Origin of the sequence: Nocardiopsis sp. NPDC006198, from assembly GCF_040613895.1 — a bacterium.
GTDB classification, from domain to species: Bacteria; Actinomycetota; Actinomycetes; order Streptosporangiales; family Streptosporangiaceae; genus Nocardiopsis; species Nocardiopsis tropica.
Genome location: NZ_JBEXSY010000076.1, coordinates 1 through 21,069, shown reverse-complemented (window position 1 = coordinate 21,069; position 21,069 = coordinate 1). Strand labels below are relative to the sequence as shown.

The window sequence follows — 21,069 nt, the reverse complement described above, 5'->3', positions numbered from 1 at the left end:
AGTAGGCACATGTCGCACACCAGGACCCGCGCCGCCGACGCCGCCCTGACCCTCCTGGGCACCCAGGGGCTCCACGCCCTCACCCACGGGCGGGTGGACGCCGCCGCCGGACTGCCGAAGGGCTCGGCCTCCAACCACTTCCGCACCAGGGCGGCCCTGGTGCGTGGGGTCGTGGACCGGCTGGAGGAGAAGGACCGGGAGATCTGGGCGACGCTCTACGACGTCTCACTGGCCGACGACGAACACTTCACCGACGCTCTGATCGGGTACGTCACCGCCGCGACCACCACGTACCGCGACCTCACCGCCGCCCGCTACACACTGGCCATGGAGAGCGCGCACAACCCCGAGATCCGCGAGTCGCTGGCCCGGGGGGCCGAGGCCCTCCACCGGTGGACCGTCCGGATCGCCCTCGACCTCGGCGCCACGGACCCCGAGGCGGCAACGCGCACCCTGACCTCCTACGTGGACGGGCTCGTCATGCGCGGGCTCACCCGCCCCGACGTCGTGGAGCCGCGCGCGCAGGTCCTGCGCGTGGTCCGGGCCTGCCTGAGCTGACGCCGCGGAACTCCCCGTGAGCGCGAAGGGCCGGAGGGAGCGGGGCGCCGGTAGGCGGGGAGGGGCCCGGGGACCTCCGTCCCGGGCCCCTCCCCGCCACCGTCAGCCCTTCACGGCCCCCGAGGTCAGGCCCGCCACGATCCGGCGCTGCAGGACCAGGGCGAACAGGATGAGCGGTACCGAGACCAGCACCGACGCCGCCATGATCTGGCCGATCGGATTCTCGTAGCCGACCCGCTCGAACGTTCCCACGAACACCGGCACGGTCTGGACGTTCAGGTCGCGCGGCGCGAAGGAGAAGGCCAGCAGGAACTCGTTCGTGGAGTACACGAACGTCAGGATGGCGGCAGCGCCCACGCCCGGCGCCGCCAGCGGCGCCACCACGCGCAGGAACGCCTGGAACGGGGTGGCCCCGTCCACCTTCGCCGACTCCTCGATCTCGCGGGGGATGCCCGCGAAGAAGGTGGCGAGGATGAAGATCGCCAGCGGCAGGGTCAGCGCCACGTACGGGATGATCATGCCCGCGTAGGAGTTGAGCAGGTTGATCCCGGTCCACTGGTGGAGCTTCAGGTACACCTGGTACAGCGGGTTGACCAGTGCCACCGGCGGGAACAGCGTGGCCACCAGGGTGGCCGCCAGCAGCGCGAACTTGCCCGCCATGGGCAGGCGCGCCAGCGCGTAGCCGGCGAGGGACGCGACCGGGATGCAGATCGCCGTGGTCACCGCCGCCACGATGAGCGAGTTGCGCAGGGCGAACTGGAACCCGAGGTCGAAGACCTGCTCGTAGTTGGACAGGCTGAACGGCCCCTGGAAGATGTTCGGGTCCGTGAGCGCCACCGACCCCGACCGGAGGCTGGTCATCCCCATCCACAGGAACGGGAACAGGCACCAGCCCAGCACCAGGAGCAGGCCCAGCAGCTTGAGCGCGTTGACCACCGCCGGGTGCGTCCTGCGGCGCGGCCGGTGGACCGGCCCGCTCGGCTTCACCGTCTCGGCCGTCATCACTTCTCCTTCCGCGCCACGTCGCCGACCATGTGGCGGCCCATGCGGCTGATGAAGGCCAGGCCGACGATCATGACGATGACGAACGTGACGGTGGACAGGGCGTTGGCGTAGCCCAGCTCCGGTTCGGCGACCAGGAAGCGCTGGGCGTACACGGACAGGGTGGCGAGCGAGTTCGAGTACCCGGCGAACACGTACGCGAAGTCGAACATGCGCAGCGCGTCCACCGTGCGGAACAGCAGGGCCACGACGATCGCCGGCCTCAGCAGGGGCAGGGTGATGAACCAGAACCGCTGGACCACGGTGGCGCCGTCGACCCTGGCCGCCTCGTAGTAGTCCTTCGGGATGGTCTGCAACCCGGCCAGGAGCAGCAGGGCGACGAACGGGGCGGTCTTCCACACGTCGGCGCTGATGATGCCGACCATGGACCACGCGGGGTCGCGCAGCCAGTTGACGTCCGTGCCCAGGACCGAGTTCACGAAGCCCGGGTTGTGGTCGAACATGTACCGCCACACCTGGGCGGCGACGGCCGTCGGGATCACCCACGGCACGAGGATGACCGCGCGGGTCAGGCCGCGGCCGACGAACGCCTGGTGCATGATCAGCGCGAACGCCATACCGACGACGAACTCCAACGACACCGAGGCGACGGTGAAGACCAGGGTGTTCCCGACCGCGTTGAAGAACCCCGCGTCGGTCAGGACCCGCGCGTAGTTGTCGAACCCGGTGAACTCCTGGTGGAATCCGCGGATGCTGTAGAGGCTCATCCCGATCGCGTAGAACACCGGGAAGAGGGCGATGACGGCCATGAACGCGAACGACGGAGCGAGGAAGATCCTGCCCATCGCCCGCTCGCCCAGGCCGCGGCGCGTACTGACGCTCTGGGTCTTCGCCATCGGACCTACTCTTGCTCTAGGGCTTCGTCGGCCGACCGGTCCACGGCCTCCAGGGCCGCGGCCGGGTCCTCCTGCCCCAGGTAGGCGGCGTGCAGGTTCTCCTGCATGACCAGCGACATCGAGTTGTATCCCGGCACCGGCGGACGCGCGTGCGCGTCGCCGAGGATCTCGCCGAGCACCTCCAGGTGGGGGTCCTCCGTGTCCTCGTAGGCGCTCTGCATGGTCGGCGGCAGGCTGTTGGTGGCCAGGATGTCCTGGGCCTCGGGATCGGTGGCCGCCCACAGGACGAACTCGCGGGCCAGGTCCTTGTTCTCGCTCAGGGTGCTGACCGCGTTGTTGAGCCCGCCGAGCGCGCTGGTCGTGCCCTCGCCCGTGAAGGTGGGCAGCGGAGCCACGGCGAAGTCGTCGGCGACCGCGCTCTCCTCGCCTCCCTCGCCCTCCAGGAGCGGGATGGCGTAGGGCCAGTTGCGCATGTACACGGCCTCGCCGGCCTGGAAGAGGGCGCGTGCGTCGTCCTCGACCATGGAGTCGAACCCCTCGGCGTAGAAGCCGCTGTCGTAGGCCTCGGTCATGAAGTCCAGCGCCGTGGTGGCGGCGTCGCCCTCCAGGAAGGTGCTCTGCGACTGTGCGTCGTCGAACAGCTCCCCTCCCGCGGACCAGTACAGCTCGAGGAAGTTGACGACGAGCCCCTCGTACTGGTCGCCCTGGCCGACGTAGCCGGAGATGCCGGCCTCCTCGGCGGCCTCGGTGCCGGTCTCGTACAGCTCCTCCCACGTGGCGGGGGGCTCGTCGACGAGGTCGGTGCGGTAGTAGAGGAACGCTCCGTTGGAGGAGTACGGGAGCGCGTACAGCTCCTGCTGCCACTGCGCGCTGTCGACGGCGCCGTCCAGGCTGACGCCGTCGACCTCGGATCTCAGGTCCTCCAGGCTCTCGATGTACCCGTAGTCGGCGAACTCGCCGGTCCAGATGACGTCGAGGCCGAGGACGTCGAACTCCCCGGCCTGGCTCTGGAGGTCCTGGAACATGGCCTGCCGCTGTTCGTCCGCGGTCGGCGCCAGGAAGAAGATGTCGACCTGCCGGTCGGGGTTCCTCTCGTTCCAGAGGCGGGCGACCTCCTCGTGGACCTGCCGGTCGGCGCCGGTGACCGCCCACACGAACTGCGGGTCCTCGGCGAGCCCCGCGCTCTCCCCCTCCTCTTCCGACCCCTCCCCCGGAGGCGTTCCGCACGCGGTGGCCAGTGTCAGGCCGAGTGCGGCCAGGCCCGCCGCACCGGTGCGCACCGCGTACCTCTTGTGGCGTGAAAGCTCTGACATGACTCTCTCCTTCCGCGCCGGGCGGTGGCCGGGCGCGCGCCGTCGAGTGTGTCCTGGGTCATCCCCCCGGGGTCGTGCGAAAACGATGCCACCGCCATGTGATCCAGTCAACACAAAACTTATCCGGATCTGCCTGCTACAGGGGGAATGGCGTTCCTCGTGTCGGCAGACTCGTTGAAAACGTTGCCATGACACGGGCCACACTCTTAACGTAGGCAGCATGTCCAGCCAACCCGCGAGCATGCGGGACGTCGCCCACCGGGCGGGCGTCTCGCTCTCGACGGTCTCCCGTGTCCTGCGCGGCGCCCCCGGTGTCGCCCCCGACGTGCGCCTGCGCGTCCAGCGCGCCGCGGACGAACTCTCCTACGTGGTTTCTCGGAACGCTTCGGGTCTGGTCACCGGCCGCACGGGCCGGGTCGCGGTGGTCGTCCCCTTCCTCCAGCCGTGGTTCTTCGGGGTGGTCCTGTCGGGGGTCAGCGACGCGCTGCGCGAGGCGGACCTCGACATGCTCGTGTACCAGGTCGGCGAGACCCGGGCCCGCGAGGGCTGGACGCGCGCGCTCCCCCTCCGGCGCAACTCCGACGCCGTCGTCACGGTGTCGATGGACCTGTCCGAGGACGAGTGCCACCGCCTGGACGACGTCGGGGTGCCCGTGGTGCTCGTGGGCCAGTGCGTCCCGGGGCGGGCAAGCGTGTACATCGACGACCGCGCGGGCGCCGCCGGAGCCACCCGGCACCTGCTCAACCTGGGGCACACCCGTATCGCCTACATCGGGGCCCGGCGGGAGGAGTGGTCCAGCACCAGTTCCCGGCACCGGCTCGAGGGGTACGGGGCGGCGATGGCCACGGCGGGCCTGGCGCCCTGGAGCGTCGGCAAGGCGACCGGCCACGCGGGGGGCGAGCTCGCCATGGGAGAGCTCCTGTCCGACCAGGACCCGCCCACGGCGGTGCTCGCCGAGTTCGACGACATCGCGATGGGCGCGCACCGGATCCTGCGGCGCTCGGGGGTCCGCGTGCCCGGCTCCATCTCCCTCATGGGGTTCGACAACCACGACGCCGCCGCCGTCCTGGACCTGACGACCGTGGACCAGGCCCCCTACGACACCGGCCTGGCCGCCGGACGGCTCACCGTGGGCATCCTCGACGGGAAGGCCCGGACCGACACGCACGTGGAGATGCCCACCCAGATCATCCTCCGGCAGTCCACCGCGGCCCCCCGGGGCGCGCGGGGGCTGTCCACCTGACCCCGGTCCCCGGGGACGGGGCAACGGCGTGAGCGCGCCGGGGCGGGGCGCCCGCACGGCCCGCCGACGACCCGCACGACGGCCCGAACACCCGATCAGCGAAGGGGAACCATGCAGCAGTGGTGGCGCGACGCGGTCCTTTACCAGATCTACCCGCGCAGTTTCGCGGACTCCGACGGGGACGGGGTCGGTGACCTCCCCGGCATCACCGCCCGGCTCGGCCACATCGCCGACCTGGGCGCGGACGGGATCTGGCTGTCGCCGTTCTACGCCTCCCCGTGGGCGGACGGCGGGTACGACGTGTCCGACTTCCGGGCCGTGGACCCGCAGCTGGGCACCCTGGAGGACTTCGACACGATGGTGGCGGCCGCGCACGGACTCGGCCTGCGCGTGATGGTCGACATCGTGCCCAACCACACCTCCGAGGAGCACCCGTGGTTCCGGGACGCCCTGGCCGCCGGCCCCGGCTCGCCCGAGCGCGACCTGTACGTCTTCCGCGACGGCAGGGGCGAGGACGGCGGGCTCCCCCCGACCAACTGGCGGTCGACGTTCGGCGGACCGGCGTGGACGCGCGTGGAGGACGGCCAGTGGTACCTGCACCTGTTCGCGCGCGAGCAGCCCGATCTGAACTGGGACGAGCCGAGGGTGCGCGAGGAGTTCCGGGGCATCCTGCGGTTCTGGAGCGGGCGCGGGGTGGACGGGTTCCGCATCGACGTCGCCTACGCACTGGTCAAGGACCTGCGTGAGCCGCTGCGCGACCTGGTCCTGGTGGACGGCGGCCGGTTCGAGGACATCGCGGCCAACCCCGACCACCCGCTCCTCGACCGGCCCGGGGTCCACGAGGTGTACCGGGACTGGCGCCGCGTGCTGGCGGAGTTCGACCCGCCCCGGGCCACGGTGGGCGAGGTGTGGCTGCCCGGCGACCGGCGGCGGCTGTACACCCGGCCGGACGAGCTCGACCAGGCGTTCAACTTCGACTTCCTGAGGACGGAGTGGGACGCCGACTCCTACCGCCGCGTGATCGACGCGTCGATCGCGGACGCCGCGCACGTCGGCACGGCGCCCACGTGGGTGGTGGGCAACCACGACGTCGTGCGCCCGGTGTCGGTGCTGGGACTGCCCCGCGGGACCGACCAGGGGGCGTGGCTGCTCTCGGACGGGCGCGACCCCGAGCCCGACCTGGAGCTGGGGACCCGGCGGGCCCGGGCGCTCGCGCTGCTGGAGCTGGCACTGCCCGGGTCCGCGTACGTCTACCAGGGCGAGGAGCTGGGCCTGCCCGAGGCGGCCGGCCTGCCCGCCGAGGCCCTGGAGGATCCCCGCTGGGAGCGCAGCGGCCGCACCGACAAGGGGCGCGACGGGTGCCGGGTACCGCTGCCGTGGACCCCGGACGGCCCCTCGTACGGGTTCGGTACGGGCGGTTCCTGGCTCCCCCAGCCCGAGGGCTGGGGACGGTGGTCCGTGGAGGCCGAGTCCGGGGACCCCGGCTCGGTGCTCAACCTGTACCGGAGGGCTCTGGCGCACCGCCCGGACTTCTGCGCGGACCGGACCCTGGTCTGGGACGACACGCTGAACCAGGGCCCGGTGCTGGCCTTCTGGAGGGGGCCCGGGGTACTGGTCCTGGTCAACACGGGCCGGGAGCCCGTGGAGCTGCCGCCCGGCGAGGTGCTGGTGGCCAGCACGGAGCTGGACGGGCGGCTTCCCGGGGACGCCGCGGTCTGGCTGCGCCGGGTCTGAGGGGCGGGCGCCCGCGGAACCCGCCCCCGGCCGGTGCGGGCGCCGCACGCGGCGGCCCCCGTCAGAGGACCGTCTCACGCCCGTCCACGACCCCGAAGCCGCCGGTGGTGAAGGGCGCGGGGCGCAGGGTGAGCGAGAGGAGCCCGGCGGGCGTGGCGGCGCTCCCCTCGACGGTGAAGCCGAGCGGCTCCGTCCTCTCGTCGAACAGCCGCTTGCCGTCTCCCACGACCGTCGGGAAGATCAGCAGGCGGAACACGTCGACCAGCCCGGCCGCGTGGAGGGCCCGGGCGAGCCGCCAGCTGCCGTGGACCTGGATCTCGCCGCCCGGGCGCTCCTTGAGCGCCCGCACGCTCCCGAGGACGTCCTCGGCGATGAGCGTGGTGTCGCCCCAGTCCGCGCCCGTCCGGCCCGCGGTGGTCGAGACCAGGTACTTGGGACGGCTGTTGAGCGCCGTGGCCACCCGGTCCCCGGGGTCGGTGACCTCCCGCCAGTAGTCGCGCATCATGGCGTAGGTGGAGCGGCCGAACAGCAGCGCCTCCCCCGCGGCGAACCACCCGTCCACGATCCGGCCCATGTCCTCGTCGGCGTGGGGGACCAGCCAGCCTCCCCTGGTGAAGCCGCCGCTGGTGTCCTCGTCCGGCGCACCCGGCCCCTGCATCACGCCGTCGAGGCTGAGCAAGGTGTTGACGCTGAGTTCCATGGTCTCTCCTGTCCCGCCGACCGGCCCCCGTTCCCGTCTCCATCATGACGCCGTTCCGCCGGTCAGGGCCCCGACATGCCGAAGGGGACGACACGGAGGCCGCCCCCGGCGCCTCGGGCGGGGCCCGCCCGCGCCTGGAGACCCCTGCCCCGGGGGCCTCACCGCGCCCGGGACGGGCCGTCCTCCACCGCGGCCGTGCAGCGGGCGGCCTGGTCGCGGAAGGCGTCGGCGAGTCCGTCCGGTCCGCTGACCAGGGTGAAGTCCAATCCCACCGACGTGATCATCCAGACCAGATCGGAGGGGGATTCCGAGCCCACGTGGAACAGGCAGCTGTGCTCGTCGACGGCCTCCAGGACACCCATGCCCGGCCACACGCGGTCGGCGGCGGCCTCGGAGGAGGCGTGCAGCCTGACGACGGCGCGGAAGGGCCAGGTCTCCGAGGACAGCTGACGGGCGAGGTAGGCGGCCGCGTCGCCGTGGGGAGGCTCGCGGGGGACGAACCGGGGGCCCGTGGGGGTCCGGGGGGTGAGCCGGTCCACGCGGAAGCTTCGCCAGTCCTGCCTGTCGGTGTCGAAGGCGACCAGGTACCAGCGCCGGCCGAAGCTGACCAGGTTGTGCGGTTCGACCGTCCGGACCGTCGGATCCCCGCGCGGACTCGTGTAGCCGAAGCGCAGGAGCTCCCTGCGCCGGCAGGCCTCGGCGACGGCCATCAGCGTCTCGTGTGACACGGTCGGCCCAGGTTCCGCCCCGGCCCGCAGGGTGGCGCCGTGCAGGGTGTCGACCCGGCTGCGCAGACGCGGGGGCAGGACCTGTTCGAGCTTGGCGAGCGCGCGCAGCGAGGCCTCCTCGCCGCCGCTGACGGAGCCGTCGGCGGCGGTGCGCAGGCCCACCACCACGGCGACGGCCTCCTCGTCGTCGAGCAGCAGCGGCGGCATCGCGGCGCCGGCCCCCAGCCGGTACCCGGCGGTGCCCCTGGTCGCGTGCACCGGGTAGCCGAGCCCCCGCAGGCGGTCCACGTCGCGGCGGATCGTGCGCGCGGTGACGCCGAGCCGCTCCGCCAGCTCGGCGCCGGACCGCTCGCGGTGGGCCTGCAACAGCGAGAGCAGCGCGAGCAGGCGCGTCGAGGTTTCTGCCATGGATCCGATTCTCCCCTCCGGTTGGGAACGGATCCGACCTAACCGGTTCCTAGGCTTCCACCCATGACGAACACGGAGCAGGACCAGCAGGAGATCCGGCCCTTCCGCATGGAGGTTCCGCAGGAACAGCTGACCGACCTCGCGGAGAGGCTGGGCAACACACGGTGGCCGGACGAGGTCCCGGGGGTGGGCTGGGACCGCGGCGTCCCGGTGGGATACCTGAGGGAGCTGGCCGAGTACTGGCGTTCGGCCTACGACTGGCGGGCCTGCGAGGCGGAGCTCAACGCCCACCCCCAGTTCACCACCGTCGTCGACGGGCAGAACCTCCACTTCCTGCACGTGCGCTCGCCGGAGCCCGGCGCCACGCCGCTGCTCATGCTGCACGGCTGGCCCGGGGCGGTCACCGACTTCCTGGACGTCATCGGTCCGCTCACCGACCCGCGCGCCCACGGGGGCGACCCGGCGGAGGCCTTCCACCTGGTCGTCCCGTCCCTGCCGGGGTTCGGCCCCTCCACGCCGCTGGCCGGTCCCGGGATGGGGGCGGCCAGGATGGCCGGGGTCATGGTCGGTCTGATGTCTCGGCTCGGCTACGAGCGCTACGGCGTCCATGGCTACGACACGGGCTCGTGGGTCGCCCCCGAGGTGGGGAGGCAGGCGCCGGAGCGGGTCCTCGGGGTGCACCTCAACGCCATGATCACGTTCCCCGTCGCGGAGGGCGACACCGAGGGCCTGACGGGGGTGGAGGAGGAGCGGTGGAAGTCGATGCAGGACTACAACGACGGCTACCTCCAGTGCAACGCGAAGCGCCCCCAGACGGTGGCCTACGGGCTCAACGACTCGCCCGTGGGTCAGCTCGCCTGGATGGTGGAGAAGTTCAAGGAGCTCAGCGAGCCGGAGGAGGCCCTGCCCGAGGCCGCCCTCGACCGCGACCGGATGCTCACGTGCGTGTCGCTCTACTGGCTGACCGGCACGGCGGGCTCGTCCGCGCAGATCTACTACGAGGAAATGTCCGCGAGCTCCTGGAGTGAGGACTCCGCGAGCGGATGGGACAGCGGGGAGACGGCGGACGGGGGGACGGACGGGGGCTGGGAGGCCGGCGGCTGGGCCCCCGAGCGGGGGACGGTGCCGACGGGGGTGCTGGTCTCCTCGCAGGACGTGACCGTGCGGCGCTGGGCGGAGCGGGACCACCACGTGGTGCGGTGGACCGAGCTCGGCCGGGGCGGCCACTTCCTGTCCATGGAGGAGCCGGAGCTCCTGGTCGAGGACGTCCGCGCGTTCTTCCGGGCGCTGCCCTGACCCCGGTCCCCTCGGGGCCGCTTCCCGCGGCCCCGGGGGGACCCGCCACGGCCGGACGACATCCCCGTCGACAGGTGCGGTACCGCCGCCCCGCCGATCAGTGCGACCCCAACCCCAGGGGGTCACCTCGGGGGGTTCGGGGGGTCTCCCCCCGGTAAACACGAAGGACGACCCGGCGAGCGCGGTCACGCGCGAGCAGGGTCGTCCCGGAGAACGCAGGCCAGCAAGACCTGTGCGCAGGAAAACGCCGCGACGGACGGACGACATCCCCGTCGACAGGTGCGGTACCACCGCCCGCCGATCACCGCGACCCCAACCCCAGGGGGGTGCCTCGGGGGGTTCGGGGGGTCTCCCCCCGGCAGACATGACGAAGACGACCCTGCGAGGAGGCCGAAGGCCTCCGAGCAGGGTCGTCCCAGAGTCGCGTGGAGCTATGGGGATTCGAACCCCAGACCTCCTCCATGCCATGGAGGCGCGCTACCAACTGCGCCATAGCCCCGTGTGGGAGTCGGGGGGCTTTCGCCCTCACGACTCCCAGAACCATAGCGGAATCCGGCGAGAACGTCGAAACGGTTTCAGGCGTCGTCGCTGAGGACCACGGGTTCGGGCAGGCTCGCCGCGTTGTGCTCCATGAGCCGCCACTGCCCCCGGCGCTCCTGGAGCACCGACCAGGAGCAGTTGCTGAGGGGGCCCAGGATCTCGCGCTGCTCGTCGGGGATGCCGAGCATGCGGGCGATCCCGATGCGTACGGCCGCACCGTGGCTGACCACCGCGAGCAGTCCCCCGGCCGGGGTTCTGGCCAGTCCCCGGTCGACGGCCGCCCGCATGCGGTCGCCGACCTCGGAGATGGGCTCCCCGTCCGGGATGGCCATCCGAGCGTGCTCGGACGGCCAGCGCGCGGACAGCTCCGCCCCCGTCCGCCCCTCCCAGGACCCCCCGAACCGCTCGCGCAGTCCCTTGTCGAACTCGATGGGCACCCCTGTGGCGCGGCTGAGGTACCCGGCCGTGTCGGCGGCCCTCTTCAGGTCGGAGGCGACGATGACGTCGGGGCCGAGCGAGGCGAGCAGGCCGCCCGCCCGCCGGGCCTGGGCGTGGCCGACCTGGTCGAGTTCGATGTCGGTCTGACCCTGGAAGCGGTTCTCCACGTTCCAGGCCGTGCGTCCGTGCCGCCAGAACAGCACGCGAGGGGTGTCGCTCACAGGGTGTTTCTCTCCGCTCGGGGTGGGTCCGAAAGGGTTACTGCTCGTCGAGGGCGGTGCGCTCGGCTCCGCGCGCCCCTTCGGGGAGCTCGATCTCGGGGCAGTCCTTCCACAGCCGTTCGAGGCCGTAGTAGCCGCGCTCCTCCTCGTGCTGGACGTGCACGACGATGTCGGCGTAGTCCAGGAGCACCCAGCGGCCGTCCCGCTCGCCCTCGCGCCGGAGCGGCTTGACGCCGCCCTTCAGGCGGAGCTGGTCCTCGACCTCGTCGACGATCGAGCGCACCTGGCGGTCGTTGGGGGCCGAGCAGAGCACGAACGCCTCGGTGATGACCAGCTGCTCGCTGACGTCGTAGGCGATGATCTCCTGGGCGAGCTTGTCGGAGGCGGCCTCGGCCGCCACCCTGACGAGCTCAAGAGCCCTGTCGGTGGCTGTCACGTTGTACTTGCTGCCTTTCAGCTGTCCCGGTAGAGCCCGGTCTTGTGGATGTAGCGAACGATGCCGTCGGGGACCAGGTACCAGATGGGTTCGCCCTTGCGGACCCGCTCCCGGCACTCGGTCGAGGAGATCGCCAGCGCGGGGACCTCCACCAGGGAGACCTTGCCCTCGGGCAGTCCTGAGTCACTGAGATGGTGACCGGGACGGTTACAGCCTACGAAATGCGCGAGATCGAAAAGTTCGTCGACGTTGTGCCAGCTGAGAATGGCGCCCAGCGCGTCTGCCCCGGTGATGAAGTACAGCTCCACCTCGGGACCGTACTTGCAGCGCATCTCGCGGAGGGTGTCGAGGGTGTAGGTGGGCCCCGAGCGGTCGATCTCGACACGGTCCACGCGGAACTGGGGGTTCTCCGCGGTCGCGATGACCGTCATCAGGTAGCGGTCCTCGGAGGGGGTCACCTTGGCCGGGTCCTTCTGCCAGGGCTGCCCCGTGGGCACGAACACCACCTCGTCGAGGCCGAAGAGGTGGGCGACCTCACTGGCGGCCACGAGGTGCCCGTGGTGGATGGGGTCGAAGGTGCCGCCCATGATGCCGACCTTGGTGGGGCCGGCGCCGCTCCGCCGTGGAGGGAGGCCTTCACCTGGGAGGACGCCTGGAGCCTCGTGCGCCACTGTGCGCTCCGTTTCGCCGTGGACGTGGGTCGTGTTTGCCGGGATCGGCCAACCGAGGTTAGCCGACGACGGGCGCCTTTGGCGGCCCCTTCCTCCCGTTTTGTTCCCTTCAATGGAACAACCGCGACCTTCTCGGCCTGCTTCCCGGGCGTGTCGGAGCACCCCGGCAATCGCGTCATATCTCGAAGGTCGAAACCGTGGCCAAGCGCCATCGGGCCGCATAGCATGCCGATATGGCCAACACACCAGACCGCGTCCGCGTCCGGCTCTCCGAGATCTCACCCCGCGCCTACGAGCACCCCGCCGACCGTGGGGCCCTGGTGGCGCTGCGCTCGCTGCGCGGGTTCGACGAGGTGTTCAAGCGCATGTCCGGGCTGTTCAACGAACGCGCCCTCAGACTGATGTTCCTGTCCAGCGCCGTCCGGGTCGGCCCCACCCAGTTCCCCCACGTCCACGACTACGTCCGCGACGCCGCCTACGTCCTGGACATGGACGAGGTCCCCGAGCTCTACATCCAGATGAACCCCAAGCCCAACGCCATGGCGATCGGCAGCCAGCGGCCCTTCATCGTGATGACCACGGGCCTGTTCGACCTGCTGGACGACGAGGAGCAGCGCTTCGTCATCGGCCACGAGGTCGGGCACATCCTCAGCGGCCACGCCGTGTACCGCACCATGCTGCTGGCCCTGATCAGGCTGGCGACCCGCGTGGCGTGGGTGCCCCTGGGCTACATCGGCCTCCAGGCCATCGTCGCCGCGCTGGAGGAGTGGTACCGCAAGTCCGAGCTCTCCTGCGACCGCGCGGGCGTCCTGGCCTCCCAGAACCCCGAGGCCGCCAAGCGCGCGCTGATGAAGCTCGCGGGCGGCTCGACCCTGGTCGAGATGAACCCCGACGCGTTCCTGGAGCAGGCGCGCGAGTACGAGTCCGGCGGCGACGCCCGCGACAGCTTCCTCAAGCTGATCAGCCTGATGGGGCAGACCCACCCGTTCGCGGTGGTCCGCCTGGCCGAGCTGCACCGGTGGATCGAGGAGGGCTCCTACCAACGGATCATCGGCGGCGACTACCCCCGCCGCTCCTCCGACCGCGAGGCGAGGGTCGGCGCGGAGGCCCGCAGCGCCGCCAAGTCCTACAAGGAGTCGTGGGAGCGCTCGGGGGACCCGCTCCTGGGCACCCTGCGCGACGTGGCCGGAAGCGCGGCCAGCGCGGGCGGCAAGATCTTCGACAACGTCGCCGACCGGTGGCGCAACGGCTCCGCCCGGTCCGACCAGGGCGCGAGCGGGACGAACGGGGCGAACGGGTCCTCCTGACCCTGTGCCCCGCGCCCGGGACCCGCGCGGGGAGGCGGGACGACGGACGGGAGGGGGCGGTCCGTGCCGGGCCGCCCCCTCCCGCGTCCGCGGGCGGCGGGCCGCCCGCCGGCCCGGATCAGCCCGTCCGCGCCAGGTACGCGCGGACCACCTCCCAGGCGGGCCCCCGCGGGTCGATGACGGCGAAGTGGTCGGCCCCGGGGACCTCGTGGTACTCCACGGTGCCGCCCGCCTCGCGCACCGCGTCCGCGTAGGCGCGGCTGTGCTCGACCGGGACGCGCTGGTCGGCGTCCCCGTGCACCACCAGCTGCGGCAGGCCGGTCAGCGGACGCCGTACCGGCGAGCTGACCCGGTAGAGCTCCGCGGTGGGGTCCGGCCCGAGGAACGGGACGACGGCGCCCTCGCCGAGCCCCGCCAGGGCGGACCGCTCCAGGTCGGTGACGGGGGCCAGGGCGACCACCGAGGTCACCGGGGTCCCACCCTCCGCGAGGCCGTTGAGCAGGGCGAGATGTGCTCCGGCGGAGTGCCCCACGCACACCACGCGTCCGAGGTCGTACCGCTCGGGCTCGCGTGTGGCCGCGTCGGCGAGGTACGCCAGGGCGTCGCCGACGTCGTCGAGGGTCTGCGGCCAGCCGCCGCCGTCGTCCCCGGTACGCCGGTACTCGATGTTCCACACCGCCCACCCGGCGGAGGCGAGGTCGCGGGCCGGCGGATCCATCAGGGCGGCGTCGTGCCTGTCGCGCCACCAGCCGCCGTGCAGCAGGACGGCGACGGGCGCGGGTCCGCCGGCGCCCTCCGGCTCCCAGCGGTGGACGCTCCGGCTGGGGTGGTCGCCGTAGGACACGGTGGTGGGCACGCGCTGCTCCTCGCTGTCGGGGTGGTCGCTCCCGGACGCCGGCGAACGGGCGTCCTGCCCCGCCCGGCGCACCCGCGCCCCGGGGCCGCCGCGCGTGCGGCCCGGGTCCGGGCCGCCCGCGCCCACCGGCCGCGGGCCCCGGGCCCCGGGCCTCCGGCGGCGTTGCCGTGCGGCGCCGGCGTCCGGGCCGCACAGCGGTTCGTGCAGGTCGAACCCCGCGCGGGGCCCGGCCCGGGCACGGGACGGCGCCGACGGCCCTGGGCCGTCGGCGCCGTCGCGGTACCTGCGTGGCGTATGCCGCTCTAGAAAGCGGGTCCGGCCGCCATGGCCTCGTCGATCGTCTCGGCGCGGGCCGTCTCGACCTCCTCGACCAGGTTCTCCTCGTGCGCCTCGAACTCCTCGGTCACGGCTGCGGCGAGGCTGCGCAGGGCGACCTCCTCCGTGACGATGCCGCCGCGGACGCGGTTGTTGTCGCCGACCTGGGCGGTCGGGGAGTTGTCGGAGGTGACCAGGTCGCCGCCGACGATGTTGTTGTCGACGTAGACGCCGCCGCCCACACCGGTGACGCTCAGGTCGCCGTCGATGTAGTTGACCGAGGAGCAGAAGCCCCCGGTCTCACCGGCGCCGACCGCGACGGGGCCGGTCCCGCCGGTGTAGGTGGCCGCGCCGATGACCTCGCTGTCGCAGAGGATGCCGCCGGCGGTCGGGCCGGTGACGGTCAGCGCTCCGCGCACCACCGAGTCGTAGATGTCGGCGTACTCGACGCCGTCGGCCGTGACCGCGCCGCCGATCCGGGAACCGGAGACGTAGACGGCCCCGACCTCGGCGTTGACGCTCTTCACGGAGGAGTCGACGACGAAGGCGAAGCCGTCGGTGTTGCCGCCCTCGACCGGGACGGTGCGCAGGGCGGCGCCCGTGGAGCTCTCCTCGAGGTAGGTGCCGAAGGAACCGCGGTTGACCACGCGGTCGCCGACGGTGGTGTCGGAGGCGTCGAAGTAGGCGTTCTTCTGGACGATCACCTCTCCTTCGACCTCCCCGCCGACGATGTGGAGGTTGGCGCCCTGCCGGACGGTGATGTCGCCCTGGATGACGGTGCCGTCCAGGAAGCAGTTCTTGCCGGCCGGGACCGCGAGGTCCGTCGGCAGGGTGACCGCACCGCCGTGACCCGAGCAGAGGGTGACCAGGTCAGCCTGGGCCGGTGAGGCCATCAGGGTGACGCCGCCGACGGCCAGGGCTGTCGTGGCGAGGACCGCGACCTTGCTCCGGAGCTTCATGCGGGGGATTCCTTTCGTCGTGACCGTGGGGGCGGCGCTCCGTGAGGAGAGCGGGGAGAGCGCCGTGAGACACCACTGTGAAATTACCGACCTGCCGTCGCTTTGGGAATACTTCCTTTGAGAAGATTCGCTTCTGTCCAGGTTTCCAGCGGGAAAACATTCCAGATGCCAATGGGTTCCGGACCACGTGCGGTTACACATGGTTTCCGAGCGAACACGGAAGGGCCGCCCGGTCGCCGGGCGGCCCTTCGGAGTCCCCCGGCTACTTCAGGTGGCCGTCGCCGGTGACCACGTACTTGGTGGAGGTCATCTCGGTCAGGCCCATGGGCCCTCTGGCGTGCAGCTTCTGCGTGGAGATGCCGATCTCGGCTCCGAAGCCGAACTCCCCCCCGTCGGTGAACCGCGTGGAGGCGTTGACCATGACCGCGGCGGAGTCGACCCGGGACACGAAGTACCGGGAGGCCTTCAGCGAGTCGGTGACGATCGCCTCGGTGTGCCGGGTGGAGTACCGGCGGATGTGCGCGATCGCCTCGTCGATGGTGGGCACGACGCGCACGGCGAGGTCCATGGACAGGTACTCGGTGGCCCAGTCCTCCTTCGTGGCCTCGACCACGTCCGCGCCGGCGCCGTGGGCAGCCGCGGCCTCCAGCACCCGCCGGTCGCCGTGCACGGTGACCCCGGCCCCGCCCAGGGCGTCCAGCACCCGGGGCAGGAAGGCGTCGGCCACGGCCTCGTGCACCAGGAGGGTCTCGGCGGAGTTGCACACCGAGCAGCGCTGCGCCTTGGCGTTGGTGGCGATGGCCACCGCCTTGGCGAGGTCGGCGTCGGCGTCCACGTAGACGTGGCACAGTCCCTCGCCGGTCTCGATCACGGGAACGGTGGAGTCGCGGACCACGGCCCGGATCAGGGAGCCGCCGCCGCGCGGGATGAGCACGTCCACCAGCCCGCGCGCCCGCATGAGCGCGGTGGAGGACTCGCGGGTGCGGCCGGGCACCATCTGGACGGCGTCCTGCGGGACCCCGGTCCCCGCCAGGGCGTCACGCAGGACGCCGACGATGGCGGTGTTGGAGGCGTAGGCGGAGGACGAGCCCCTCAGCAGCGCGGCGTTGCCGCTCTTGAGGCACAGGGCCGCGGCGTCCACGGTGACGTTGGGGCGGCCCTCGTAGATGATGCCGATGACACCGAGCGGAACCCTGATCTGGCGCAGGTCGAGGCCGTTGGGCAGCACCCCGCCCCGCACGGACTCGCCCACCGGGTCGGGGAGCTCGACGATCTCGCGGACGGCGTCGGCGATCGCCTCGATCCGCTCCGGTGTGAGGGTGAGCCGGTCGACCATGGCGGGGGAGGTGCCGTCCCGGCGCGCCCGCTCGACGTCCTCGGCGTTGGCCGCCGTGATCTCGCCGGCCCGTTTGACCAGCGCGTCGGCGATCGCCACCAGAGCGGCGTCCTTGACCGCGCGGCTGAGCGGGGCGAGCTCGGCCGCCGCGTCCCCGGCCCGCTCGGCTACCGCGTGGACCTCGCGCTCGATGTCACTCATGGTGCTCTCTCTTGGTTGGGAGACCAGCCCGGGGAGCGCCCCGCCCTGCCGCGTCGAAGGGAGCGTGGGGCACCGTCCGGGGTGAACCCCTCCAGCGTATAGCGCGGGCCCGCCCTCCGGCGGGCCGTCCACAGGCCGCAGTCGGCCGTGCGGGCCGCGCGCGCCCGGTCCGGTCCGCCACCTCGGCGTGTCCGGGGCGGGGGCCGGTGCCCGCCCCCACCCCGGTCACCGAGGGTGACCCCCACGAGGGGGGCGAGTGACGAAGGTCACCTTGTACGGGAAAGTAATCGTCCGACTCCGGAAACGGCCCCGACGACGCACGATGACCAATGGTGTCCGCCCGGTCACAGGGGTCTCCGGCAGTCCCCGGGATATCGTCGCATTCTCCTGACTGGATGCCCTGCGAAGGTAGCCGTGCCCCGCACCGCCGGCGACTGGACGACAAATCCAGAACACTTCTCACTTCTTCGGGTTCTTCAACGGCACCGCCGCCGCACGGACGCACATGTTCGACCGCACCCGAATACACCAGGAACGCGAGTGCGACAATGACGACGAATTTCGGTTCACGGACGTCTCACGGCGAGGCGCCGTCCCCGGCGCGGGCGCTGGACAAGCTGTCCAGGATCCCGGTGCTGCGGGAGAAGTACCTCGGCCACACCGCGGGGGGCTCCGCGCCGGACCTGTTCGACCTCCCCACCCTGGGCAGGGACGAACTGGGCAGGGCGATCGACACCCTGGTGCGCACCGACCCGTCCGCCCTCACCCGGGCCTCCCTGCACGTCATGGGCGGCACGCGGTCGACCATGCGCATGGGAGCGGTGCCGGCGGACCTGTACCTGGACGAGATCGCGCCGCACGTGCGCCCCTTCGAGCCGGGCGACCTGTTCACCACCCTCGGCACCCCCTTCCACATGCGGGCCTGCCAGGACCTGCACAACGGACTCGCCGCCAGGGCCGGGGTGCCCACCCTCTCCATGGACGCGCCGACCGACCAGATGATCGACGCCTACCTCGAACTGTTCGAGCGCCACGGGGTCAACGCCCTGGGCACCACGCTCGACACCTTCCGGAGCCTGCTGCGCTACTGCGCCGCGTCCGGGCGCGACCTGGGCTTCCTGCACAAGGTGCTGTGGAGCGGACCGGCCATGGACGCGGCCACCCGCTCGCTGATCCGGACGTACTTCCCCCACCTGCGCACGTGGTCGCTCTTCGGCTCATCGGAGACCTGGATCATCGGGCACAGCGGTCCGGACTGCGCCAACGACACCCTCCACCCGCTCCCCCACCAGTTCACGGAGATCGTGGACGGGCGGATGCTGGTGACCGTCGTCCACGAGAAGGCGGTCGTCCCGCTGCTGCGCTACGAGACCGGCGTGGAGGCCGAGTGGGCGGCCTGCGCCTGCGGACTGCCCGGCCCCGCGGTGCGCACCCACAGCCGCATAGACGCCCCGATGGGACCGCTCAGCCGCGTGGTCTCCCCCCTCGACCTCGTGCCGCTGGCCCTGCGGCTCGACTCGGTCGAGGCGGCCCAGGTCGTCCTCGTCGACCCCCACACCGAGGACGAGCGGCTCCACCTGCGCGTCAGGCTCCGCCCGGAGACCCAGCCCGACCTCTACACCGGCGAGTGGATCCGGCAGCACGTGCTGTCCGAGTCCCTGGGCCTCTCCGAGGCCACGGAGGAGGCGCCCGAGTCCTTCGAGGTCATCGTCTCCCGGCACATGCTGCGGGAACGTCCGGACGGCACGGCCCCCGACTTCCTGGTGCGCGAAGGGGGACGCCTCCAGATCCCATCGATATCGATTCAGGATCAGGGTTCTTATGATACCTTCTCGACATAGATTCAGGGGGACAGGTCGCACGCGCCGTCCGCGGCACCCCGGTCGTATCCCCGAGTGGCACCGTCCCTGAGTCGCGTCGAGCACGAGCACCGACCACAGGAGTGCGCATGCGGACTGTTCCGCTGACCACCGACGGACCCACCGTCTCCGCCCAGGGACTGGGCTGCATGGGGATGAGCGAGTTCTACGGACCGGGGGACGAGGCCGACTCCCTCGCCACCCTGCACCACGCCCTCGACCTGGGCCTCAACTTCCTGGACACCGCGGACATGTACGGACACGGTGCCAACGAGGAGCTGGTGGGCAAGGTCGTCCGGGAACGGCGGGAGGAGGTCGTCCTCGCCACCAAGTTCGGGATCGTCCGCGACAGAGCCACCGGCGCGCGCAGCCACCGCGGGGACCCGGAATACGTCCGCGCGGCGTGCGACGCCAGCCTCTCCCGCCTCGGCATCGAGACGATCGACCTCTACTACATGCACCGGCGCGACGCCTCCGTCCCCGTCGAGGAGACGGTCGGGGCCATGGCCGAACTGGTCGCCCGGGGCAAGGTGCGCCACCTCGGGCTGTCCGAGGTGAGCGCCGACGAGCTGCGCGCCGCCCACGCCGTGCACCCGATCGCCGCGGTGCAGACGGAGTGGTCGCTCTGGAGCCGCGACGTGGAGGAGTCCGTGATCGGCGAGTGCGCGCGGCTCGGCGTGGGCTTCGTCCCCTACTCCCCCCTGGGCAGGGGCTTCCTCACCGGGGCGCTGCCCCCGGTGGACGAGCTGCCCGCCGACGACTTCCGCCGCGGCAAGCCGCGCTTCTCCGGCGAGAACGCCGTGCGCAACCAGGAGCTGCTCGCCATCGTGCGGCGCGTGGCCGACGCGCACGGAGCGACCCCTGGACAGGTGGCCCTGGCCTGGGTCCACGCCCAGGCCGGGCGCTGGGGACTGCCCGTCGTCCCCATCCCGGGGACCAAGAGGCGCGAACGCCTGGACGAGAACGTCGGCGGCGCGGACCTGGTGCTCTCCCCGGAGGACATCGCCGAACTCGACACCATCGCCGACGCCACCGCGGGCGCGCGGTACTGATCCTCCCCCAGCCGGGGGCGGCCCTGAGCCGCTCCCGGCGCCGCCCCGACGCCGACCTGACGAACGGCCGACGAGCACGGAGGGACGAGCGCCCTGAGATACGATTCCCAGATGACCCAGCTTCCCATGGACCAGCGGATCGGTCATCACCTGAAGCGCGCCGAGCAGGAGCTGATCTCTGCGAAGCACGCCGTTCTGCGGCAGTTCAACCTCTCGGTCCCCCAGTACACGGTGCTCCTCGTACTCTCCGAGGAGCCGGGGGCCTCAGGCGCGATCCTGGCCCGCCGGTGCCTGGTGACCCCCCAGACGATGTCCTCCGTGCTCGCGACCCTGAGCAGGCGCGAACTCATCGAGCGCAAGCCCCATCCGCTGCACTCCCACATCCTGGAGACACGGCTCTCGCCCAGCGGGCGGGAGCTGCTCGCCAAGGCGGACGAGGTCGCGATCCGGGTGGAGATGCGTCTGAGCGAGGCCTTCAGCCGCGAGGAGGAGGGCGAGTTCGTACGCTTCCTCAGCCGGTGCGCGGAGGTCTCGGCGGAGAGCCGTACCGAACTGGCGGACCTGGGCGAGGAGTGAGGCCGGTCCCCGCCGGCGCCCCCTGGGCATCCCCTCCGGCGCGGGCCGGGCGTGCGGGAGCCGGCCCCGGGTCGGAGCGGTCCGCCGCCCGCTCCCCGGGAGCTCCCGGCGGACCGACGCGGCGGGGGTCCGCGTCCCGGAACCCCCGCCCCTGACAGCGCGCCGCCGGAGACGGCGCCGGGCGCGTCCGCCGGCCCCGTGCGCGAAGCGACGCGGTGAACCAGACGAACCCGACCAGGCCCGGCGCGGCCGGCCCCGCGCATGAAGCGACGCGGTGACGCGGTATCACCACGGTTCCCGCAGGCCGACCCCCGGGTTCGGCCGCCCACGACGGCGGCCTTCCAGTTCGGTCTGAACGCCCTGCTCGACGGGGTGCGGGGCAAGCTCAGCGCACGGGCCCGCCCGGAACCGCGCACGTGATGAT

The 21,069-nt window shown here is 72.1% G+C and carries 19 protein-coding genes and 1 tRNA gene; 8 read left to right on the top strand and 12 right to left on the bottom strand.

Annotation, left to right across the window (positions count from 1 at the left end; all coding sequences use genetic code 11):
* The first annotated feature begins 9 nt into the window (after window positions 1-9).
* A complete protein-coding gene (locus ABZ234_RS30115; protein WP_355014269.1) occupies window positions 10-558 on the top strand; it encodes a TetR family transcriptional regulator C-terminal domain-containing protein in 549 nt (182 codons plus the stop codon).
* Window positions 559-660: 102 nt separating this feature from the next.
* On the opposite strand, the gene ABZ234_RS30110 is transcribed toward ABZ234_RS30115, so the two are convergent.
* Genes ABZ234_RS30110 through ABZ234_RS30100 form a run of 3 tightly spaced genes read right to left on the bottom strand, consistent with a single transcriptional unit; the run spans window position 661 to window position 3,769 of the window.
* Complete coding sequence (locus ABZ234_RS30110; RefSeq protein WP_355014268.1) at window positions 661-1,560, bottom strand: carbohydrate ABC transporter permease; 900 nt, start codon at window positions 1,558-1,560, stop codon at window positions 661-663.
* Complete coding sequence (locus ABZ234_RS30105) at window positions 1,560-2,405, bottom strand: sugar ABC transporter permease (protein WP_267950281.1); 846 nt, start codon at window positions 2,403-2,405, stop codon at window positions 1,560-1,562. The genes ABZ234_RS30110 and ABZ234_RS30105 overlap by 1 nt, the downstream gene beginning before the upstream one ends.
* Window positions 2,406-2,461: 56 nt before the next feature.
* Complete coding sequence (locus ABZ234_RS30100; protein ID WP_267948636.1) at window positions 2,462-3,769, bottom strand: ABC transporter substrate-binding protein; 1,308 nt, start codon at window positions 3,767-3,769, stop codon at window positions 2,462-2,464.
* A gap of 220 nt (window positions 3,770-3,989) precedes the next feature.
* Here ABZ234_RS30100 and ABZ234_RS30095 point away from each other — a divergent pair, with 220 nt between their 5' ends.
* Both ABZ234_RS30095 and ABZ234_RS30090 read left to right on the top strand, forming a co-directional pair.
* Window positions 3,990-5,012, top strand: coding sequence for a LacI family DNA-binding transcriptional regulator (locus ABZ234_RS30095; RefSeq protein WP_267948635.1), 1,023 nt, complete (start codon window positions 3,990-3,992; stop codon window positions 5,010-5,012).
* Window positions 5,013-5,123: 111 nt separating this feature from the next.
* Window positions 5,124-6,746, top strand: coding sequence for a glycoside hydrolase family 13 protein (locus ABZ234_RS30090; protein ID WP_355014267.1), 1,623 nt, complete (start codon window positions 5,124-5,126; stop codon window positions 6,744-6,746).
* 61 nt (window positions 6,747-6,807) lie between these two features.
* On the opposite strand, the gene ABZ234_RS30085 is transcribed toward ABZ234_RS30090, so the two are convergent.
* The gene (locus ABZ234_RS30085; RefSeq protein WP_344184029.1) at window positions 6,808-7,446 is read right to left on the bottom strand and encodes a dihydrofolate reductase family protein; all 639 of its coding nucleotides are present in this window, start codon (window positions 7,444-7,446) and stop codon (window positions 6,808-6,810) included.
* A 158-nt stretch (window positions 7,447-7,604) separates the two neighbouring features.
* Window positions 7,605-8,582, bottom strand: coding sequence for a YafY family protein (locus ABZ234_RS30080; RefSeq protein ID WP_355014266.1), 978 nt, complete (start codon window positions 8,580-8,582; stop codon window positions 7,605-7,607).
* A 63-nt stretch (window positions 8,583-8,645) separates the two neighbouring features.
* On the opposite strand from ABZ234_RS30080, the gene ABZ234_RS30075 reads away from it, so the two are divergent.
* Window positions 8,646-9,878, top strand: coding sequence for an epoxide hydrolase family protein (locus tag ABZ234_RS30075; protein WP_355014265.1), 1,233 nt, complete (start codon window positions 8,646-8,648; stop codon window positions 9,876-9,878).
* Between the two features lie 426 nt (window positions 9,879-10,304).
* Here ABZ234_RS30075 and ABZ234_RS30070 read toward each other — a convergent pair.
* The 4 genes from ABZ234_RS30070 to nadD form a co-directional block, all read right to left on the bottom strand.
* A tRNA-Ala gene (locus ABZ234_RS30070) sits at window positions 10,305-10,377 on the bottom strand.
* Between the two features lie 76 nt (window positions 10,378-10,453).
* Window positions 10,454-11,077: a histidine phosphatase family protein gene (locus ABZ234_RS30065; RefSeq protein WP_344184026.1), complete on the bottom strand. Its 624-nt coding sequence runs from the start codon at window positions 11,075-11,077 to the stop codon at window positions 10,454-10,456.
* 37 nt (window positions 11,078-11,114) lie between these two features.
* Complete coding sequence (gene rsfS, locus ABZ234_RS30060) at window positions 11,115-11,513, bottom strand: ribosome silencing factor (RefSeq protein ID WP_267948629.1); 399 nt, start codon at window positions 11,511-11,513, stop codon at window positions 11,115-11,117.
* A 17-nt stretch (window positions 11,514-11,530) separates the two neighbouring features.
* A complete protein-coding gene (gene nadD, locus ABZ234_RS30055) occupies window positions 11,531-12,184 on the bottom strand; it encodes a nicotinate-nucleotide adenylyltransferase (protein ID WP_267948628.1) in 654 nt (217 codons plus the stop codon).
* A gap of 233 nt (window positions 12,185-12,417) precedes the next feature.
* Between nadD and ABZ234_RS30050 the strand changes: the two genes are divergently transcribed.
* A complete protein-coding gene (locus ABZ234_RS30050) occupies window positions 12,418-13,491 on the top strand; it encodes a M48 family metallopeptidase (protein WP_355014264.1) in 1,074 nt (357 codons plus the stop codon).
* A gap of 118 nt (window positions 13,492-13,609) precedes the next feature.
* Here ABZ234_RS30050 and ABZ234_RS30045 read toward each other — a convergent pair whose 3' ends face one another.
* The 3 genes from ABZ234_RS30045 to ABZ234_RS30035 form a co-directional block, all read right to left on the bottom strand.
* Window positions 13,610-14,347 carry an alpha/beta hydrolase fold domain-containing protein gene (locus tag ABZ234_RS30045; protein ID WP_355014263.1) on the bottom strand — a complete coding sequence of 246 codons (738 nt, stop codon included), beginning with the start codon at window positions 14,345-14,347 and terminating at the stop codon, window positions 13,610-13,612.
* 302 nt (window positions 14,348-14,649) lie between these two features.
* Window positions 14,650-15,621 carry a hypothetical protein gene (locus ABZ234_RS30040; protein ID WP_267948625.1) on the bottom strand — a complete coding sequence of 324 codons (972 nt, stop codon included), beginning with the start codon at window positions 15,619-15,621 and terminating at the stop codon, window positions 14,650-14,652.
* Window positions 15,622-15,883: 262 nt separating this feature from the next.
* Entirely contained in the window at window positions 15,884-17,158 is a 1,275-nt protein-coding gene (locus tag ABZ234_RS30035) for a glutamate-5-semialdehyde dehydrogenase (RefSeq protein WP_355014262.1), read from the bottom strand.
* A gap of 548 nt (window positions 17,159-17,706) precedes the next feature.
* Here ABZ234_RS30035 and ABZ234_RS30030 point away from each other — a divergent pair.
* From ABZ234_RS30030 to ABZ234_RS30020, 3 genes are all read left to right on the top strand, one after another.
* Window positions 17,707-18,999, top strand: coding sequence for an AMP-dependent synthetase (locus tag ABZ234_RS30030; RefSeq protein ID WP_355014261.1), 1,293 nt, complete (start codon window positions 17,707-17,709; stop codon window positions 18,997-18,999).
* Between the two features lie 107 nt (window positions 19,000-19,106).
* Complete coding sequence (locus tag ABZ234_RS30025) at window positions 19,107-20,069, top strand: aldo/keto reductase (protein ID WP_355014260.1); 963 nt, start codon at window positions 19,107-19,109, stop codon at window positions 20,067-20,069.
* A 111-nt stretch (window positions 20,070-20,180) separates the two neighbouring features.
* Window positions 20,181-20,645, top strand: a complete 465-nt coding sequence (locus tag ABZ234_RS30020) for a MarR family transcriptional regulator (protein WP_267948621.1) — start codon at window positions 20,181-20,183, stop codon at window positions 20,643-20,645.
* Window positions 20,646-21,069 lie beyond the last annotated feature (424 nt).

Bases quoted from the DNA above. Each gene is read 5' to 3' on its own strand.
- ABZ234_RS30115 (WP_355014269.1), top strand. From the start codon at position 10: ATGTCGCACACCAGGACCCGCGCCGCCGACGCCGCCCTGACCCTCCTG.
- ABZ234_RS30110 (WP_355014268.1), bottom strand. From the start codon at position 1,560: ATGACGGCCGAGACGGTGAAGCCGAGCGGGCCGGTCCACCGGCCGCGC.
- ABZ234_RS30105 (WP_267950281.1), bottom strand. From the start codon at position 2,405: ATGGGCAGGATCTTCCTCGCTCCGTCGTTCGCGTTCATGGCCGTCATC.
- ABZ234_RS30100 (WP_267948636.1), bottom strand. From the start codon at position 3,769: ATGTCAGAGCTTTCACGCCACAAGAGGTACGCGGTGCGCACCGGTGCG.
- ABZ234_RS30095 (WP_267948635.1), top strand. From the start codon at position 3,990: ATGTCCAGCCAACCCGCGAGCATGCGGGACGTCGCCCACCGGGCGGGC.
- ABZ234_RS30090 (WP_355014267.1), top strand. From the start codon at position 5,124: ATGCAGCAGTGGTGGCGCGACGCGGTCCTTTACCAGATCTACCCGCGC.
- ABZ234_RS30085 (WP_344184029.1), bottom strand. From the start codon at position 7,446: ATGGAACTCAGCGTCAACACCTTGCTCAGCCTCGACGGCGTGATGCAG.
- ABZ234_RS30080 (WP_355014266.1), bottom strand. From the start codon at position 8,582: ATGGCAGAAACCTCGACGCGCCTGCTCGCGCTGCTCTCGCTGTTGCAG.
- ABZ234_RS30075 (WP_355014265.1), top strand. From the start codon at position 8,646: ATGACGAACACGGAGCAGGACCAGCAGGAGATCCGGCCCTTCCGCATG.
- ABZ234_RS30050 (WP_355014264.1), top strand. From the start codon at position 12,418: ATGGCCAACACACCAGACCGCGTCCGCGTCCGGCTCTCCGAGATCTCA.
- ABZ234_RS30040 (WP_267948625.1), bottom strand. From the start codon at position 15,621: ATGAAGCTCCGGAGCAAGGTCGCGGTCCTCGCCACGACAGCCCTGGCC.
- ABZ234_RS30035 (WP_355014262.1), bottom strand. From the start codon at position 17,158: ATGAGTGACATCGAGCGCGAGGTCCACGCGGTAGCCGAGCGGGCCGGG.
- ABZ234_RS30030 (WP_355014261.1), top strand. From the start codon at position 17,707: ATGACGACGAATTTCGGTTCACGGACGTCTCACGGCGAGGCGCCGTCC.
- ABZ234_RS30025 (WP_355014260.1), top strand. From the start codon at position 19,107: ATGCGGACTGTTCCGCTGACCACCGACGGACCCACCGTCTCCGCCCAG.
- ABZ234_RS30020 (WP_267948621.1), top strand. From the start codon at position 20,181: ATGACCCAGCTTCCCATGGACCAGCGGATCGGTCATCACCTGAAGCGC.